Below are 15,151 nucleotides of genomic sequence, written 5' to 3' on the forward strand. Positions count from 1 at the left end.
ACGCCAATTCAGGCGAGCGCTTCGCCGTGGCTTTCCGGCAGGAAGAAGTAGACGATGATGGCCGCGAGCAGGAAGAACCCGGCGGTCGCGCCCAGCGCGACGCTCACGTTCTCGCCGCGCGAGAGCAGACCGACGGCAGCCGGGGCGAGGGCGCTGGCGGCGCGTCCCGTGTTGTAGATGAAACCCTGTGCGGTGGCGCGCACCTGCGTCGGGAACATCTCGGCGAACGTCGGGGCAAAGCCGCTATAGAAGCCCGTGCCGAAGAAGGCCACGACCGGACCGAACGCCAGCAGCAGCATCGGCTCGCGGATCACGACATAGAGCGGCACCGTGATCGCCGACACGATGAAGAACAGCAGGAACGATTTGCGGCATCCGATGCGATCGGCGATGTAGCCGAAGCACACGAAGCCCGCTGCCGCGCCGACCTGCATAATGACGATCCACGTCGTCGAACGGATCAGATCGAAGCCCGGGCCACCCTGGTCGATCGGCGTCGACAGATAGGCCGGAATCCACGTGAACAACCCCCAGTAACCGCACATCGCCGCCGCCGTGAAGGCGAGGCCGACGATCGTACGACGGGCATACGGGCCGAACAGCATGCCAAGCGTCTGACCGAGCGTCAGTCGCACGCGCTGCTCACGCCAGATCGCCGGTTCCTCCACGTGACGGCGCACCCAGAAGGCCAGCACCGTCGGCACCAGACCGAACGCGAACACCCAGCGCCAGCCGAAGTGCGGCAGGATCACGGCGGCCACGATGGCGGCCACCGCATAACCCACGGCAAACGCACTCTGCACCCATGCCATGACCTTGGCGCGATGCTCGGCAGGCCACGTCTCGGTGATCAGTGCGGCACCCGCCGACCACTCGCCCCCGATGCCGAGACCGAGCAGGAAGCGGAAGATGAGCAGCGACGTCACCGAATCGGCGAAGCCGCACAGCGCGGTGCCGATGGAGTAGCAAAGGATCGAGAGAATCATCGACTTGGTGCGGCCGATGCGGTCGGCGAGAAAGCCGAAGAACAGGCCGCCGAAGGCCGTCGCCAGCAGCGTGAGAGATGCGATGATGCCCGCCACGCCCTTGTCGAAATGCAGATCGACGCTGATGTAGCGAATCACCATCGCGAACAGCATCAGATCCATGATGTCGAGCATCCAGCCGATATAGGCCGAACCAAACGCGCGCCATTGCGCAGCGCTCGCACCGCGATACCACGGCCGGCGTGCCGCGCCCGCCGAATTCAGGGCGGTCGTGCCAGTGTCCATTCTTGTCTCCTTCATGGAACCCATCCTAGTGTCATACCTCACGTATCGACTATCGATACGTATGGGAATGATTTCGTTTGAATGGTAACAGGACATTTGGAAATCTGTTCTCGTGGTAAACCATAAATGGTGCTTTGCGTATCGATAGTCGATACTCATCATCAAGGTTGTCTCGATGGTCGGGGCAACAGGTTGGTCACAGGAGATCGAGAAGTGAAGCCGTTCCAATTGCGTTTGTTTGAAGATGTCATCGCACCGAACCATCCGCCCGTGTATCTGCCGGCCGCGCGCCGGGCGATTTACGTCGTGCATGGCGACGTGGCCATCGAGTTCGATACGGGCGCCCAGCACCATCCGGCGCAAAGTGCCTGGCTGGGCGAGGACAGCGTGGCGCTGATCGCGGGCAGCGAAGGGGCGACGTTGTGGCGTTGGGAGTTGATGACGGGCAACGAGCCGTCGCCGGGAGAGATTGCTTCGGCACCGGGGGCATCGTCGACGCTCAAGCTTGCCGCGCCGATCGAGCTGGACCCGCGCCAACAGTGGCTCATGCGTTGCGACAAGGTACAATTCCCCCCCGGCGGCGTGGCGCATACGCACGTGCATCAAGGCCCCGGCGTGCGTTGCACGCTGGAGGGCGAGATCACGATCGAGACGCTCGGCGCATCGCACACCCACGGGCCGGGACAGGCCTGGCTCGAACTCGGCCACGCGCCGGTGCTCGCACCGACGACCGAGGCGCGCGATACCACGTTCATCCGTTGCTTCGTTCTGCCGCGGGCGTGTCGCAATCGCAGCTCGATTCGTTACGTGCGCCCCGAGGACGCGAACAAGAACAAGCCGCAGCGCTATCACGTGTTCGGCGAGCGTTTCATCTCGCTCGACGCGCAATAACCGCTTAGTCGACGTGCGGCGACAGTGACAAAGGACAATCAGTGAAACGATCGAAGGACAGCCTGAACGACGTGATCCAGAGCGCCCGCAGCCCTCGCACCGTACGTGCCGCCACTGCGCCGGGCGCGGCGGAGCGCGGCATGGGCGACGCGGCGGGCGATGCGGGAGAGCGGGGCGCAGACGAACTCAACACGTCGTCGACTTCGGTCATTTCGCTGCGCATTCTGGAGTTGCTGGCCGAGCGCAATGCCGAGTGCGGCGTCACGCATCTGGCAGAAGCGCTCGGCGTACCCAAGGCACGAGTGCATCGCCATCTCACGGCGCTGCGTCAGGAAGGGTATGTCGTGCAGAACCCGCGCACGAGCCGGTACCGCATCGGCTGGCGTCTGTTCCTGCTGGGCCAGAAGCTGGTCAAGCAGTTCGATGTCGTGGGACTGGCGCGTCCCGTCATGGAAGAATTGCGCGATGCCGTGGGGCAGACCATCGTCATCAGTTCGTTCACGGAAACCGATGTGGTCGTGCTCGATGTGATGCGAGGTCGCAGTCCGCTGGAGATCCTGCTGCACCCGGGCACGCAGTTCAAGTTGCATAGCGTGGCGCAGGGCAAGATTGCGCTGGCGTTCGGCGCACAGGACCGGCGCGACGCAGTGCTCGCCGCGCCGCTCGACGCCTGCACGCCGCATACCATTACCGACGCGATGCGGTTGTCGCACGAGTTGGCGCTGGTACGCGAGCGGGGCTGGGCCGATGCGCCTGAGGAGGTGTTTCTGGGCGTGAACGCGCTGGCCGCACCGATCGTGCAGGACGACGGATCGCTGTTCGGCACGCTCGCCATCGTCGGCTCGATCCACTATCTGCCCGCTCACCCGAATCCGCAGACGGTCGCAGCGCTCACCGATGCGGCGCGGCGCATCTCGCGTCTGCTCGGCGGGGCGCGCGGCGACTGATTACATCCCGGATTACATTCGCAGCACGGCGGCCGCGGCAATCGTCAGTGTCAGCAACATCATGTGCGTGAGTTGCAGACCTTCCTGACGGATCCAGTAGCCGAACCACAGGCCGCCGATCATCATCATCAGCCACGCGGCGCTTAGCGCGCTAAGGCCGAGCGTGGCCCATGCGATGGCCGTCGCTGTCGCGCCGTGGCCGATGGCTCCCGCCAACTGAATGCCACCCCATCCGAGGCAGACGGTGGCCGCGATCTGAAGGGCAATCACGATCGATAGCGCCAGCACGGACCAGCCCTTCGCGCGCAATGCCCGACGCAACAGCGGGAGGTCGATGGCCGGTGGCGCACGTAACGGCGCCATGATCAACGTGGCACCGATAGCCCCCGCCGACGCGCTGAACGCCACCACATTGTTCAGCGCAGCGATGGCGGACCATAACGTCAGTCCGGCCACCAGCACCAGCTTGAAAATTACGAAAGCATCGAACGTCTCGACAACACCGGACATCGGCAGGGGCTCCTGTGGTTTCGGGATGCCCGTCTTCGCGAAGACGAGCATTGGGAAGTACGCCAAAGGATAGGAGCGCATGGTGATTTATGCAAGTTAACACTTGTATAAATCAGGGGTATGCGAAACCCTTGGCCGACGGCTTTCCCGGCAGGCATCCCAGCCCTTCGAGCGTGGCGTGGACGGCGACGTCGAGCGGCGTGTGCGGTTCTTCACCGAGCACATCGACGAGCCGGGTATTGTCCATGCGTACCGGTTGCTTCCACAGGTAACGCATCTCACGCATTTCGCGCAGCGTCGTGACGAAGGGCGACAGCAACGTCATCAGCCACCACGGGAAGCGCCGGGTCGTGACCTCGATACCATGGCGCGCCATGACTCGGGTGATGGCGGCGGCCATCTCCGTGCCGTCCGCATCCCAATGACCCGCCATATGGAAGTTGGCGAAATCGGCGAGGGTGGCACGTCGCTCGATCAGCATGACCATGGCGCGCGCGACGTCCGGCAGATAAGACCATTCATGACCGATGCCGGGGGCATTGGGGACTTGCACGATACGCGCCGGTTGCCCCGGCTTCACGAGTCCTTGCGCAAACCAGCTATTGCGTGTGCGTGGGCCGAAGTAGTCCCCGGCACGCACGATGATCGTCTGCACGCCGTTGCGGCTGGCGTCGCGCAGACGGGCTTCCATCGTCGCGCGAATCTTGCCCTTGCGTGTGAGGGGGCGTTGCGGCGCATCTTCGCGCAGCCTCGGAAATGTCTCCGGACCATAGTTGTAGACGGTGCCCGGCAGGACGATGGTCGCACCATACCGCGTGGCGGCGGCAATGGTGTTGTCGAGCATCGGCAACACCTGCGTGTTCCAGTTGCGGTACCCCGGCGGATTGACGGCGTGCACGATCACATCGCAATCGCGCGCGGCGGCGAGCACATCGTCCGCTTGCATGGCGTCGCCGTCGATCCATTCGATGCCGATGTCGGGCGCCTGGGTCGCGGACGCGGCCGAGTGCGGCGCACCGCCACGACGCAGTGCACGCACCTGCCACCCGGCCGTGAGCAGTTGCAGCGTGACTTCGCCGCCGATGCCACCCGTCGCGCCGAGGACCAGCGCACGGGACACTTTTCGTTGAGTCGATTGGATCATGAGGAGGCACCTCGTTGGTTGTCGGTGATGCCATTCTCCGCGCGAGCGAGTTGGAATAAAATTGCCGAAAATCATCTATCGGCTATACATTTTTGTATGGTGGGGAACATGACCTCTGAACTGAGTTGGGACCTTTACCGGACGTTTCTCGCCGTGTTGACGGAAGGCTCGCTGTCGGGCGGCGCGCGTGCGCTGGGTATCACGCAGCCGACCGCGGGCCGTCATATTGCGGCGCTTGAGGCGGCGCTCGGGCAAACGCTGTTCACCCGCTCGCAGACCGGCCTGTTGCCCACGGATGCCGCACAGTCGCTGCGCCCGCACGCACAGGCCATGCAGCACACGGCGCTGGCGTTCGAGCGGGCGGCCGCCAGTCATGGGGACGGTGCACGCGGTGTCGTACGGATTTCGGCAAGCGAGGTGGTCGGGGTGGAGGTGTTGCCGCCGATCCTGACGGCGCTGCGCCGCGCGCATCCGGACCTCACCATCGAACTCGTGCCTACGAACCGCATTCAGGATCTGCTGCATCGCGAAGTGGATATCGCGGTGCGCATGGCGCCTCCGCAGCAAGACGCCTTGATCGCGCGGCGGGTGGGGATCATCGACGTCGGACTGCATGCCCGCGACGATTACCTCGCACGCCATGGCGTGCCGGCGTCGCTGGCCGATCTCGCGCACCATACGGTGATCGGCTTCGACCAGATGACACCTTTCCTGCGCGAAGCCACGCGCGGCGTGCCCGTGTGGTCGCGCGACAACTTCGCGTTCCGCACCGACAGCGATCTGTCGCAACTGGCGATGATTCGCGCAGGGTACGGCATCGGGGGATGTCAGGTGCCGCTCGCCAGACGCGATGCGCGTCTCGTGCGGATCTTGCCCAGCGCGTTTCGCTTCCGGTTGCACACCTGGGTGACGATGCACGAAGACCTGCGTTCAAGCCCCCGATGCAAAGTCACCTTCGATGCACTCGTGGCCGGATTAACCACCTACATGGCCGGATAAGGCGGCTGCGCGGCAAATACCGAATGTCCGTGAAGAAATGTGTGATATACAATATATCAATAACATCAACGATCACGAGACAATCACCGCGCCATGTTCGACCCTTCATTGTTCGGACGCATGTCACCGGACGTCATCACGTCCGCATCGATGCCTCTGGCGACGCCTGAGGCTGCGTCGGCCGCCGCTTCCGCTTTTGATCCCGCTTCTGATTCCGCTTCCGAACCCTTCGCGCCCGGGCGTCACCCCCTCGGTCTGAGCGAGACACGCGACGCCGTGCTGTATGTGCCCGACGATTTGCCGACTGACAAGCCGGTGCCGCTGTTCGTGATGTTCCACGGCGCGGGCGGTTTCCCCGAGAAGGTGTTGCCGTTCATCGAAGCGCATGCCGATCGCCACAAGTTTCTCGTGCTCGCCCCGCACTCGACCTTCCCGACGTGGGACATCGTCATTGGCGGTAACGGGCCTGATCTGGAGCGGTTGCAGGCGGCATTGCGCCGGGTCGCGGCGCGCTATGCCATCGACACGCAGCATGTGGCGTTCGCCGGTTTTTCCGACGGCGCGAGCTATGCGTTGTCCATCGGGGTGACGAATGGCGACATTGCGAGCCACGTCATCGCGTTTTCCGGCGGCTTCATGTCGATCTTCGTGCAGGAAGGGCTGCCGAAGGTGTTCATCGCGCATGGCTTGATCGACGAGCAATTGCCGATCGCCACCAGCGGGCGACAAAACGCAAACAAGCTCAAAGCGGCGGGCTACGATGTGCAATACGTCGAATTCGACGGGCTGCACATCATCGAGCCGGGTGTCGTGGCAAAAGCCATCGACTTCTTCCTCGCCTGAACGCGCGCACCGGTCTACACGCGCTGCCCGCGTCGATACGACGCAGCGCCCGGGCCGAATGTTGCGAATGTCACGAACGTCTTAAAGACCTCATCCGCCTGACACGCCATACGGGGAGTGCCGTCCATGGATTTCGAAATTCCCGAATCACTGATTCACCCGCTGATGCAACTGATCGGCACCGACTCGCCGCTGGGCAAGCAATTGACGGCCTACGGCGTGTGTCGCGGCAATATGCTCGTCTCCAGCGAATGGTTCGACGCCAAGTCGCTCAATACGCTCTACGTGCTGAGCAAGTCGCAGAACGAGCGGGCGCTGATGTTCCAGATGCTTGCGCTGGACAACGTCTACAACGCGCCGCAGGCCCGCGTCATTCCGAGTCTGGACAAGCTGGTGCCGGGGCTGGTCGCCTACCTTGCGCGCGACGTCATCGACGGCTGGCTGTATCAGCGTCATCGCGACGGCGCGCTGCTGCCGTGGCTCGTGCGTCGACTGCGCTATGTCGAGCCGGATCAGGGGTCTCCGTATGTCGTCGTGGACATGCTGGCCAACACGATGCAATCGGCCAACCTGAGCCCGACGGAACATCGTCCGCGCCGCTCCGGCATGACCACGTCGCTGGTCTTCACGCGCGACGACATTGCGAATCGCACGATTCCCGAGCTGCTCGCCGAGTTCGGCTTCTACAAGGAATGCGCCGAGTTCAAGGCCGAATACGAACAGCACGCCCAGCGCTTCCTGCGTGTGCAGCGTGCGTTCGGCGCGCAGTTCGTGCTGAGTCGTGCCGCGTTCTCCGTCGATCCGAAGGGCGGCACGGAACTGATTCGCGTGGGCGATGGCGTGACAGCGAAGTGTGTGAACGACGAAGAGCGCCTGGAGCGCAACTTCGAGATGGCGTGCGACGCCGACTTCTGGCGCAATGCCGAGATCGCGCAGGCGTTCGAGACGATTCCGCTGCATTGCTACGTGCACGTGTTCCATCTGGACTGGCATCGCAATCTCTGGGTGCACGTGCAGAACATGACCGAGTACGAATACCAGCCGAGCCTGCGCGACAAACTGGTGTTGCCGGCGCATCACCACGACCTGATCGATATTCTGACGTCGAACATGGACGCGATGATGCCGGACTTCGTTCCCGGCAAATCGGGCGGCGCCACGATCCTGTGTCAGGGGGCGCCGGGCCTGGGCAAGACGCTCACGGCGGAGATCTATTCCGAAGTCGTCGGCAAGCCGTTGTACCGCGTGCATTCCGGACAACTGGGCACGACGGCGGCGTCGGTCGGCGCCACCCTCATGAGCATTCTGCGCCGCGCCATGCGCTGGAACGCGATCCTGTTGCTCGACGAGGCGGACGTGTACATCCGGCGGCGCGACAACGATCTGGAGCACAACGCCATCGTGGCGGAATTCCTGCGCTCGCTGGAGTACTTCCACGGCTTGCTGTTCATGACGACGAACCGCATCGGGGATGTGGACGACGCGATTCTCTCGCGTTGCATCGCGACCATTCACTACGAGACGCCATGCGCGACCGACGCGCGCAGACTGTGGCGCATGCAGGCGGAGCAGGTCGGGGCGTATCTCGACGACGGCCTGATCGAAACGCTCGCGGCCCGCTATCCGAAGGCGAGCGGACGCGACATCAAGGAACTGATGAAGCTCGCCAGCCGTTACTGCAAGGTCAAGAACATGCCTTACACGGAAGACGTCTTCCGCCTGTGCGGTCTGTTTCGCGGCTACGACGGATGAGCGGAACACGCGAGCTTTCCTCGTCCGGCATGCATCCATTTTCCGAATAGCAGGCAACCAAACATTTAATTTCCCAATTCGAAACGTCCCACCCATACTCCAGAGCACCAACACGCATTCAGCGGGGACGGTACGAAGACCGCACAGCAGGCAACAGATAAGCGGTCAGGCCGTCCTTGCTTCATCAAGGAGACAATGCGGATGCAATGGGACGTTTCGAACGAGGTCCTGGGCGCGATGCCCTCGACCGGGCAGGCACACGCACATACGCCGTCGGCACATGGCCTCAGCCCACGGCTACATAACGCCGACCTGGCCCCCACGAAGTCGGAGGGACGACGCTGGGGCCGCTACAGCATCTTCGCGCTGTGGACCAACGATGTGCACAACATCGCCAACTATTCCTTCGCCATCGGCCTTTTCGCGCTGGGCCTCACGGGCTGGCAGATGCTGGCGTCGCTCGCCATCGGTGCGGCGCTCGTCTACATCTTCATGAACCTCACGGGGTACATGGGACACAAGACCGGCGTGCCGTTTCCCGTGATCAGCCGCATGAGCTTCGGCGTGTACGGCGCGCAGATCCCCGCCATCATTCGCGCGGTGATCGCCATTGCATGGTTCGGCATTCAGACGTATCTCGCCTCGGTCGTGCTACGGGTGCTGCTCGTGGCTGTCTGGCCCGGGCTGGCGGCCTACGATCACAACGCCGTGCTGGGGCTCTCGACGCTCGGCTGGGTCAGTTTCATTGCCATCTGGCTCGTGCAGCTCGCGATTCTGGCGTATGGCATGGAGATGGTGCGCAAGTACGAGGCGTTCGCCGGGCCGATCATCCTGATCACCGTGACGAGCCTTGCCGTGTGGATGTACCACCGCGCGGGCGGTCACATCGCCATGTCGGTGGGGGAGCCGCTGACCGGTTTCGCCATGTGGACGAAAGTCTTCGCCGGTGGCGCGCTGTGGCTCGCGATCTACGGCACGCTGGTGCTCAATTTCTGCGACTTCACTCGGGCGTCACCGAGCCGCAAGGTGATTCGCACGGGGAATTTCTGGGGGCTGCCCGTCAACATTCTGATCTTCGCCGTCATCAGCTTCGTGCTTGCCGGTGCACAGTTCAGCCTGAACGGCCAGATCATCCACAGCCCGACCGAAATCATCGCGACGATTCCCGACAAGACGTTCCTCGTGCTCGGATGCCTTGCGTTCCTCGTCGTGACGGTCGCCGTCAACATCATGGCGAACTTCGTCGCCCCGGCGTTCGTGCTCACGAGCCTCGCGCCGCATCGCCTGACGTTCCGCCGCGCGGGACTCATCAGCGCCACGATTGCCGTCGTGATCCTGCCGTGGAATCTGTACAACAGCCCGATCGTGATCGTGTATTTCCTCTCGGGGCTGGGGGCGTTGCTCGGGCCGCTGTACGGCATCATCACCGTCGACTACTGGCTGCTGCGCAAGACGTGTGTGCACGTGCCGCATCTGTACAGCGAGATGCGCGGCAGCACCTATCACTATCTCCGTGGCGTGAATCCGAAAGCTTTGATCGCACTGGTGCCCTCGGCACTCGTGGCCGTGACGGCGGCGCTGGTCCCCGCGTTCAGCGCGCTCACCCCGTTCTCGTGGCTGCTGGGCGCGGGCATTGCCGGTGGCGTCTACTACGCGATTTCGGACCGTCGGCAGCCGTTCGAGGACTGCTCGGGCGAGCACTTCGCCGTCGATAGCGCTGCGCACTGAACCCCCGCTGGTTGCCTTGCCCCCGAGCGTCGAACCTCGTTCGGTGCGGGGGCAGGGCAACCTGCTTGCACGACCGCTGCATCCACTGTCTCAACCCCCATCAGGAGTGTTTATGAAGATCCTCGTCGTGAACGTCAATACGACGGCCGCGATAACCGACGCCATTGCGCACCATGCACGTGCGAGCGCGTCGCCGGGTACCGAAATCGTCGGCCTCACGCCGCACTTTGGCGCCGAATCCGTCGAAGGCAACTTCGAGAGCTATCTCGCCGCGATTGCCGTCATGCAACGCGTCATGAGCTACGACGAGCCTTACGACGCCGTCATTCAGGCGGGTTACGGCGAGCATGGGCGTGAAGGGTTGCAGGAACTGCTGAATGTGCCGGTCGTCGACATCACTGAAGCCGCCGCAAGCGTGGCGATGCTGCTCGGCCACCGGTATTCGGTCGTCACCACGCTCGATCGCACGGTGCCGTTGATCGAGGACCGTCTGAAGCTCGCCGGTCTCGATGCACGTTGTGCCTCGGTGCGCGCAAGCGGCATGCCGGTGCTCGAACTGGAGCGCGACCCGGTGCGCGCCATCGACGCCGTGGTGGCGCAAGCCGAACGTGCCGTGCGTGACGATCACGCCGAAGTCATTTGCCTGGGCTGCGGCGGCATGGTCGGGCTCGATGCGAAGATTCGCGAGCGCACGGGCGTGCCCGTCGTCGATGGCGTATCCGCCGCCGTCGCGCTGGCCGAATCGCTGGTGCGTCTGGGCCTGAGCACGTCGAAGGTGCGCACCTACGCAACGCCGCGCCGCAAGCAGATCGTCGGGTGGCCGCAGGCCCTGCTCGGTGAAGCGGGCTGATCGATAGCGTCGCTCACGCGGCCCGGGCGCTGCCGTGTCTCCCCGGGTTGTCGGGTGTACCTCGCGTTCATCAGAAAAATTCATGAAACGACGCAGCATTCCGATATGCGGGAAAACTAGAGGCGCGCGCGAACGTCGGTCTGGCTATATTGGTTCCGGACCGGCGCCGATGTCACCGCGTACCTCCGGCAAGGCGAACGCCTTGTTTGCGAGCCTCTGACTGTGTTGCGCCGCGCCATTTCATCGGTACGGCAAGGAGACGCAGTGGAGACGCATGGCGAACTGCACCGGGCGATTCTGAACAACATCCCGGATCAGGCGTGGCTCAAGGACACCGAGTCGCGTTACATCCTCGTCAACGAGGCCTTCATGGCCGCGTGCGGCCGCAGCGAAGCCGACATCATCGGCAGTACCCCCGACAAGGTCTGGTCGTCTGACTGGGGACGCGTGTACCTCGCCACGGACAAAGCGGTTGTCGCGAGCGGCATGCGGCGTCGCTACGAGGAAAGCCGCCCCGGTGCGGACGGCGCGCCGCGCTGGTTCGACACGGTCAAGATGCCCGTACGCGACGAGCTCGGTCGCATCGTCGGCACGGTCGGCATCTCCCGGGATATCACCGACCGCAAGCGCTCCGAGATGGCATTGCTCGACTCGCGCGCGCAATTGCGCCAACTCTCCGCTTATCTGCAAACCGTGCGCGAAGCGGAGCGCACGCGACTATCCCGCGAGCTTCACGATGAACTCGGTCAATGGCTGGGCGGCCTTCGCCTCGGCCTGAACTATCTGGAGACGCAGCCCGACATGCCCGCTGCGGATCAGTCGGCCCACATCCAGATGCTCAAGGAACTGGTCGACGAAACCATCGATGCCGTGCATCGGATCGCCGCCGATCTGCGTCCCGCAGTGCTCGACGAACTCGGGCTGCACGCTGCGCTGGAGTGGCTCACCGAGTCGTTCACACAGCGTCATGGGCTACCGTGCGAGCTGGTCATGCCCGAAGCGGTTACGGCATGCCTCGACAGCGAATGCAGCACGGCGATCTTCCGCATCGTGCAGGAATCACTCACCAATGCGAGCCGTCACGGCCAGCCGACACACGTGCGCGTGGCGCTCGATCTGCGCGAAGGACACTGCCACGTGAGCATTGCCGACGATGGTCGGGGCATGGACACCGCTCGTGCCGGACATGGACAGCGTCTGGGGCTGATGGGCATGCGCGAGCGCGCATTGATGCTGGGCGGCGCGTTCGAGATCGATAGCGCGCCGGGGCAGGGCACGCGCATCCTGGTCCGGATTCCGGCGCGAGCGGGCGCAGGCGGGCTGACGGGTGTTGACACCCCGCACGAGCGCGATTCATTGCACGACGCAGCGCCTGCGGGCGCAGCCGAAGCGGGGTCGTCGTCATGCGCGTGATGATTGCAGACGACCACGCCATCATTCGCGATGGCCTGAAAAAGATCATTGCGATGGCGCCCGACATGGCCGTCGTGTCCGAGGCGGTGGACGGTGACGACGTCCTCAAGCGCCTGCGCCTCACCACCGTCGACGTGCTGCTGCTTGACATGTCGATGCCGGGCAAGAGCGGCATCGCGCTGATCGCGCAAATCAAGGCGACCTATCCCGCGCTGCCGGTGCTGGTGCTGAGCATGTATCGGGAATCGCAATACGCCGTGCAGGCGATTCGCGCGGGTGCTGCCGGGTACCTGACGAAGAACGCCGAATCGGAACAACTGATGAGCGCGATCCGTCGCGTGGCGCGTGGGGGCACAGTCGTCTCGCCGCTGGTGGCGGAAAAACTCGTGCGTCAGCTTCAACAACCTGCGCAGGCGCTACCGCATACGCGTCTCACTGCGCGGGAGTTTCAGATTTTCCAGATGCTCGTCGAAGGCAACGGCATCAACGACATCGCGCGTTGCCTGTCGCTGTCGGCCAAGACCGTCAGCACCCACAAGGCGAACATTCTGACCAAGATGGACATTCCATCGACGGCAGGCCTTGTCCACTACGCCATCGAAAATGGCCTGATCGTCGCGGGCACCGACGCCTGACATCGACGTTTTGCTCCAGCATGCCCGCTCGCGCCGGACTCCCGTCCGGCGCTGCGATTTCCCGCGCGATTTTTCTCCCCAGTTGGGTCCCGCGGACCCATCGATTTACCGCTCGTTTGGATTGCTGCACCGCGTCTAGGGAAATTCCTAGACGAAAACCAGCAAATCCCGATGCCCTGCGCTCGGGCCCGCCCCTACGATGAGTTCAGACCTTTGCCACCCGGCCGGCAGTGTTTCCCGGTGTTCTGCCAGCACTTCAACCATTCAAACAATTCGTGACGTAAGGAGACCGCACCATGCATGTGGACCTGCTGATCAGCAACGTGTGCGTGCGCGATGACGCGCCGCTCGTGGACATCGCCATCAAGGGCGGGCGTATCGCTGCGATCGAACCGGGGATCGACGCCAGCGCCGACGAGCAGATCGACGCTCAGGGTCGCGCCGCGATTCCCGGCCTCGTCGAGGCGCATCTGCATCTGGACAAGGCGCTGCTGCATCGCCGGCTGCCGGCGCGCTTCGGCACGCTCGATGAGGCGATTCGCGTCACCGGCATTCTCAAGAGCAAACAGGAACGCGAAGACGTGCTGGATCGCTCGCGTCAGGTGCTCGACATGGCGGTCAAGAACGGCACGGTCGCCGTGCGCGCGCACCCCGACGTCGATCTGATTCAGGGGCTGATCGGCGTGGAAACGCTGCTCACGCTCAAGGACGAGTACGACAGCCTGCTCGACCTGCAAATCGTGGCGTTCCCGCAGGAGGGCATTCTCAAGTCCAAAGGCACGTACGAGCTGATGATCGATGCGCTGCGCATGGGCGCGGACGTCGTTGGCGGATGCCCGTACAACGAGTTGAACTGGGACGACACGAAGCGGCACATCGACATCGTGTTCGAGCTGGCGCAACGTTTCGGTGCGCCCATCGACATGCATGCCGATTTCGCGGACGACACCAGCGATCAGCGCTTCGCCGCGATCTCCTACATTGCGCAAAAGACCATCGAGACGGGCTATCAGGGACGCGTCTCGTTGGGGCACGTCACCAGTCTGGGCGCGCTCGATTCCGACGAGCTTGCCCCGGTCATCGAACAGATCCGGCTGGCGGGGATCAGCATCGTCACGCTACCGGCCACCGACCTCTATCTGGGCGGCCGCAAGGACACGCAGAACCCGAGGCGCGGCCTTACGCCGGTCAAGGCGCTGCATAGCGCGGGCGTGAACGTGGCGTACTCGTCGAACAACGTGCGCAACGCCTTCACGCCGTTCGGCAAGGCCGACATGTTGCAGATCGGCAATCTGCTCGCGCACGTGGCGCAGTTTGGGGTGCCCGAGCATCAGCAGGCAATTCTCGATATGGGCACGCACAACGCCGCGCGCGCCATCGGGCTGTCGCACGACTACGGCATCGCCGTCGGCAAGCAGGCCGATCTGATCATTCTCGATACGTTCCGGGTGGCCGATGCGCTGCTCGATATCCCGCCACGCCTGTGGGTCATCAAACGCGGCCGTATCACGGTCGTGACGCAGCATCACTGCGAAATTCACCGGCATTCATGTTGTTGTGCGCAATGAAGTTCTTATAAAACTCAAGGAGACAATCATGAAGAAGCTGCCTGCGGAAGTCGTTGCCTCGTTACTAGCTGTCACCACCATTCCGATTGCGATGTTGCCGTTGCATCTCCCGCCATGGGCCATCTTCATCAGTTGGGCCGCCACCTTCGCCATGGGCGGGCCAACGTTCGTCAATCTCAAACGCATCTGGGCGACGCTGCCCGTCGGTTCATTCTTTGCGTTTCTCATCGTGCTGGGATTCAAGCAAGCGGCAACGCAATTCAGCGGCAACACGCTGGTGCTCGCCGAGATGGTGATTCTCTTTGCGGGTAACGGTTCGATGATGGCGCTCGCTCGTTTCTTCCCGGGACTGAACTTCATTCCCGGCATGTTCTTCGGTTTCGCGACGTACTTCGCCACGCTGTTCGGCGGCTTCGGTCCGGTCGCGCAAGACCCGCTCGCCGCACTCGCCGCCGCCGTGGCGATGAATGCGCTCGGCCCGGTGTACGCGTGGGTGAAGGAGCGCTATTCGGCGCCGGAAGTCACGCATCAACGCAACTGGAAGGGCTGGAAGGCAGAAGTCTGATCTGACGATTCGATGGTGTTCGGACGAAGCGTCGC

At 63.4% G+C, this 15,151-nt stretch carries 14 protein-coding genes; 11 read left to right on the forward strand and 3 right to left on the reverse strand.

All coding sequences use genetic code 11. The annotated features are described in order from the left end of the window. Nucleotides 1-8: 8 nt before the first annotated feature. Nucleotides 9-1,271, reverse strand: a complete 1,263-nt coding sequence (locus A9762_RS12955) for an MFS transporter (protein WP_069342414.1) — start codon at nucleotides 1,269-1,271, stop codon at nucleotides 9-11. Nucleotides 1,272-1,484: 213 nt separating this feature from the next. On the opposite strand from A9762_RS12955, the gene A9762_RS12960 reads away from it, so the two are divergent. Next, complete coding sequence (locus tag A9762_RS12960) at nucleotides 1,485-2,162, forward strand: hypothetical protein (RefSeq protein ID WP_069342415.1); 678 nt, start codon at nucleotides 1,485-1,487, stop codon at nucleotides 2,160-2,162. Nucleotides 2,163-2,203: 41 nt separating this feature from the next. Beyond that, nucleotides 2,204-3,109, forward strand: a complete 906-nt coding sequence (locus tag A9762_RS12965) for an IclR family transcriptional regulator (RefSeq protein WP_083253885.1) — start codon at nucleotides 2,204-2,206, stop codon at nucleotides 3,107-3,109. 12 nt (nucleotides 3,110-3,121) lie between these two features. On the opposite strand, the gene A9762_RS12970 is transcribed toward A9762_RS12965, so the two are convergent. After that, the gene (locus A9762_RS12970) at nucleotides 3,122-3,700 is read right to left on the reverse strand and encodes a DUF2165 family protein (protein ID WP_083253886.1); all 579 of its coding nucleotides are present in this window, start codon (nucleotides 3,698-3,700) and stop codon (nucleotides 3,122-3,124) included. 31 nt (nucleotides 3,701-3,731) lie between these two features. Next, nucleotides 3,732-4,763, reverse strand: a complete 1,032-nt coding sequence (locus tag A9762_RS12975; protein ID WP_069342416.1) for an NAD-dependent epimerase/dehydratase family protein — start codon at nucleotides 4,761-4,763, stop codon at nucleotides 3,732-3,734. A gap of 108 nt (nucleotides 4,764-4,871) precedes the next feature. Between A9762_RS12975 and A9762_RS12980 the strand changes: the two genes are divergently transcribed. The 9 genes from A9762_RS12980 to A9762_RS13020 all read left to right on the forward strand — a co-directional run bounded on the left by A9762_RS12980 (nucleotide 4,872) and on the right by A9762_RS13020 (nucleotide 15,116). Further along, nucleotides 4,872-5,762, forward strand: a complete 891-nt coding sequence (locus A9762_RS12980) for a LysR family transcriptional regulator (RefSeq protein WP_069342455.1) — start codon at nucleotides 4,872-4,874, stop codon at nucleotides 5,760-5,762. 93 nt (nucleotides 5,763-5,855) lie between these two features. Beyond that, nucleotides 5,856-6,605, forward strand: a complete 750-nt coding sequence (locus A9762_RS12985) for an alpha/beta hydrolase (protein WP_083253887.1) — start codon at nucleotides 5,856-5,858, stop codon at nucleotides 6,603-6,605. A 126-nt stretch (nucleotides 6,606-6,731) separates the two neighbouring features. Next, complete coding sequence (locus A9762_RS12990) at nucleotides 6,732-8,357, forward strand: ATP-binding protein (protein ID WP_069342417.1); 1,626 nt, start codon at nucleotides 6,732-6,734, stop codon at nucleotides 8,355-8,357. A 201-nt stretch (nucleotides 8,358-8,558) separates the two neighbouring features. Further along, on the forward strand, nucleotides 8,559-10,085 hold the full coding sequence (locus A9762_RS12995; RefSeq protein ID WP_069342418.1) for an NCS1 family nucleobase:cation symporter-1: 1,527 nt from the start codon (nucleotides 8,559-8,561) through the stop codon (nucleotides 10,083-10,085). A gap of 112 nt (nucleotides 10,086-10,197) precedes the next feature. Next, nucleotides 10,198-10,935, forward strand: coding sequence for an aspartate/glutamate racemase family protein (locus tag A9762_RS13000; RefSeq protein ID WP_069342419.1), 738 nt, complete (start codon nucleotides 10,198-10,200; stop codon nucleotides 10,933-10,935). Nucleotides 10,936-11,199: 264 nt separating this feature from the next. After that, nucleotides 11,200-12,348, forward strand: coding sequence for a PAS domain-containing protein (locus tag A9762_RS13005; RefSeq protein ID WP_069342420.1), 1,149 nt, complete (start codon nucleotides 11,200-11,202; stop codon nucleotides 12,346-12,348). Next, the gene (locus A9762_RS13010; RefSeq protein ID WP_069342421.1) at nucleotides 12,339-12,983 is read left to right on the forward strand and encodes a response regulator transcription factor; all 645 of its coding nucleotides are present in this window, start codon (nucleotides 12,339-12,341) and stop codon (nucleotides 12,981-12,983) included. Before A9762_RS13005 ends, A9762_RS13010 begins: the two co-directional genes overlap by 10 nt. 296 nt (nucleotides 12,984-13,279) lie before the next feature. Next, nucleotides 13,280-14,551, forward strand: coding sequence for an amidohydrolase family protein (locus tag A9762_RS13015; RefSeq protein ID WP_083253888.1), 1,272 nt, complete (start codon nucleotides 13,280-13,282; stop codon nucleotides 14,549-14,551). A 28-nt stretch (nucleotides 14,552-14,579) separates the two neighbouring features. Next, nucleotides 14,580-15,116, forward strand: coding sequence for a DUF1097 domain-containing protein (locus tag A9762_RS13020; protein WP_083253889.1), 537 nt, complete (start codon nucleotides 14,580-14,582; stop codon nucleotides 15,114-15,116). Nucleotides 15,117-15,151 lie beyond the last annotated feature (35 nt).

It is taken from the genome of Pandoraea sp. ISTKB, assembly GCF_001721285.1.
Lineage (GTDB): Bacteria > Pseudomonadota > Gammaproteobacteria > Burkholderiales > Burkholderiaceae > Pandoraea > Pandoraea capi.

Excerpts from the sequence above, each read along its gene's own strand:
- A9762_RS12955 (WP_069342414.1), bottom strand. The coding sequence starts at position 1,271 with ATGGACACTGGCACGACCGCCCTGAATTCGGCGGGCGCGGCACGCCGG.
- A9762_RS12970 (WP_083253886.1), bottom strand. The coding sequence starts at position 3,700 with ATGCGCTCCTATCCTTTGGCGTACTTCCCAATGCTCGTCTTCGCGAAG.
- A9762_RS12975 (WP_069342416.1), bottom strand. The coding sequence starts at position 4,763 with ATGATCCAATCGACTCAACGAAAAGTGTCCCGTGCGCTGGTCCTCGGC.
- A9762_RS12980 (WP_069342455.1), top strand. The coding sequence starts at position 4,872 with ATGACCTCTGAACTGAGTTGGGACCTTTACCGGACGTTTCTCGCCGTG.
- A9762_RS12985 (WP_083253887.1), top strand. The coding sequence starts at position 5,856 with ATGTTCGACCCTTCATTGTTCGGACGCATGTCACCGGACGTCATCACG.
- A9762_RS12990 (WP_069342417.1), top strand. The coding sequence starts at position 6,732 with ATGGATTTCGAAATTCCCGAATCACTGATTCACCCGCTGATGCAACTG.
- A9762_RS12995 (WP_069342418.1), top strand. The coding sequence starts at position 8,559 with ATGCAATGGGACGTTTCGAACGAGGTCCTGGGCGCGATGCCCTCGACC.
- A9762_RS13000 (WP_069342419.1), top strand. The coding sequence starts at position 10,198 with ATGAAGATCCTCGTCGTGAACGTCAATACGACGGCCGCGATAACCGAC.
- A9762_RS13010 (WP_069342421.1), top strand. The coding sequence starts at position 12,339 with ATGCGCGTGATGATTGCAGACGACCACGCCATCATTCGCGATGGCCTG.
- A9762_RS13015 (WP_083253888.1), top strand. The coding sequence starts at position 13,280 with ATGCATGTGGACCTGCTGATCAGCAACGTGTGCGTGCGCGATGACGCG.
- A9762_RS13020 (WP_083253889.1), top strand. The coding sequence starts at position 14,580 with ATGAAGAAGCTGCCTGCGGAAGTCGTTGCCTCGTTACTAGCTGTCACC.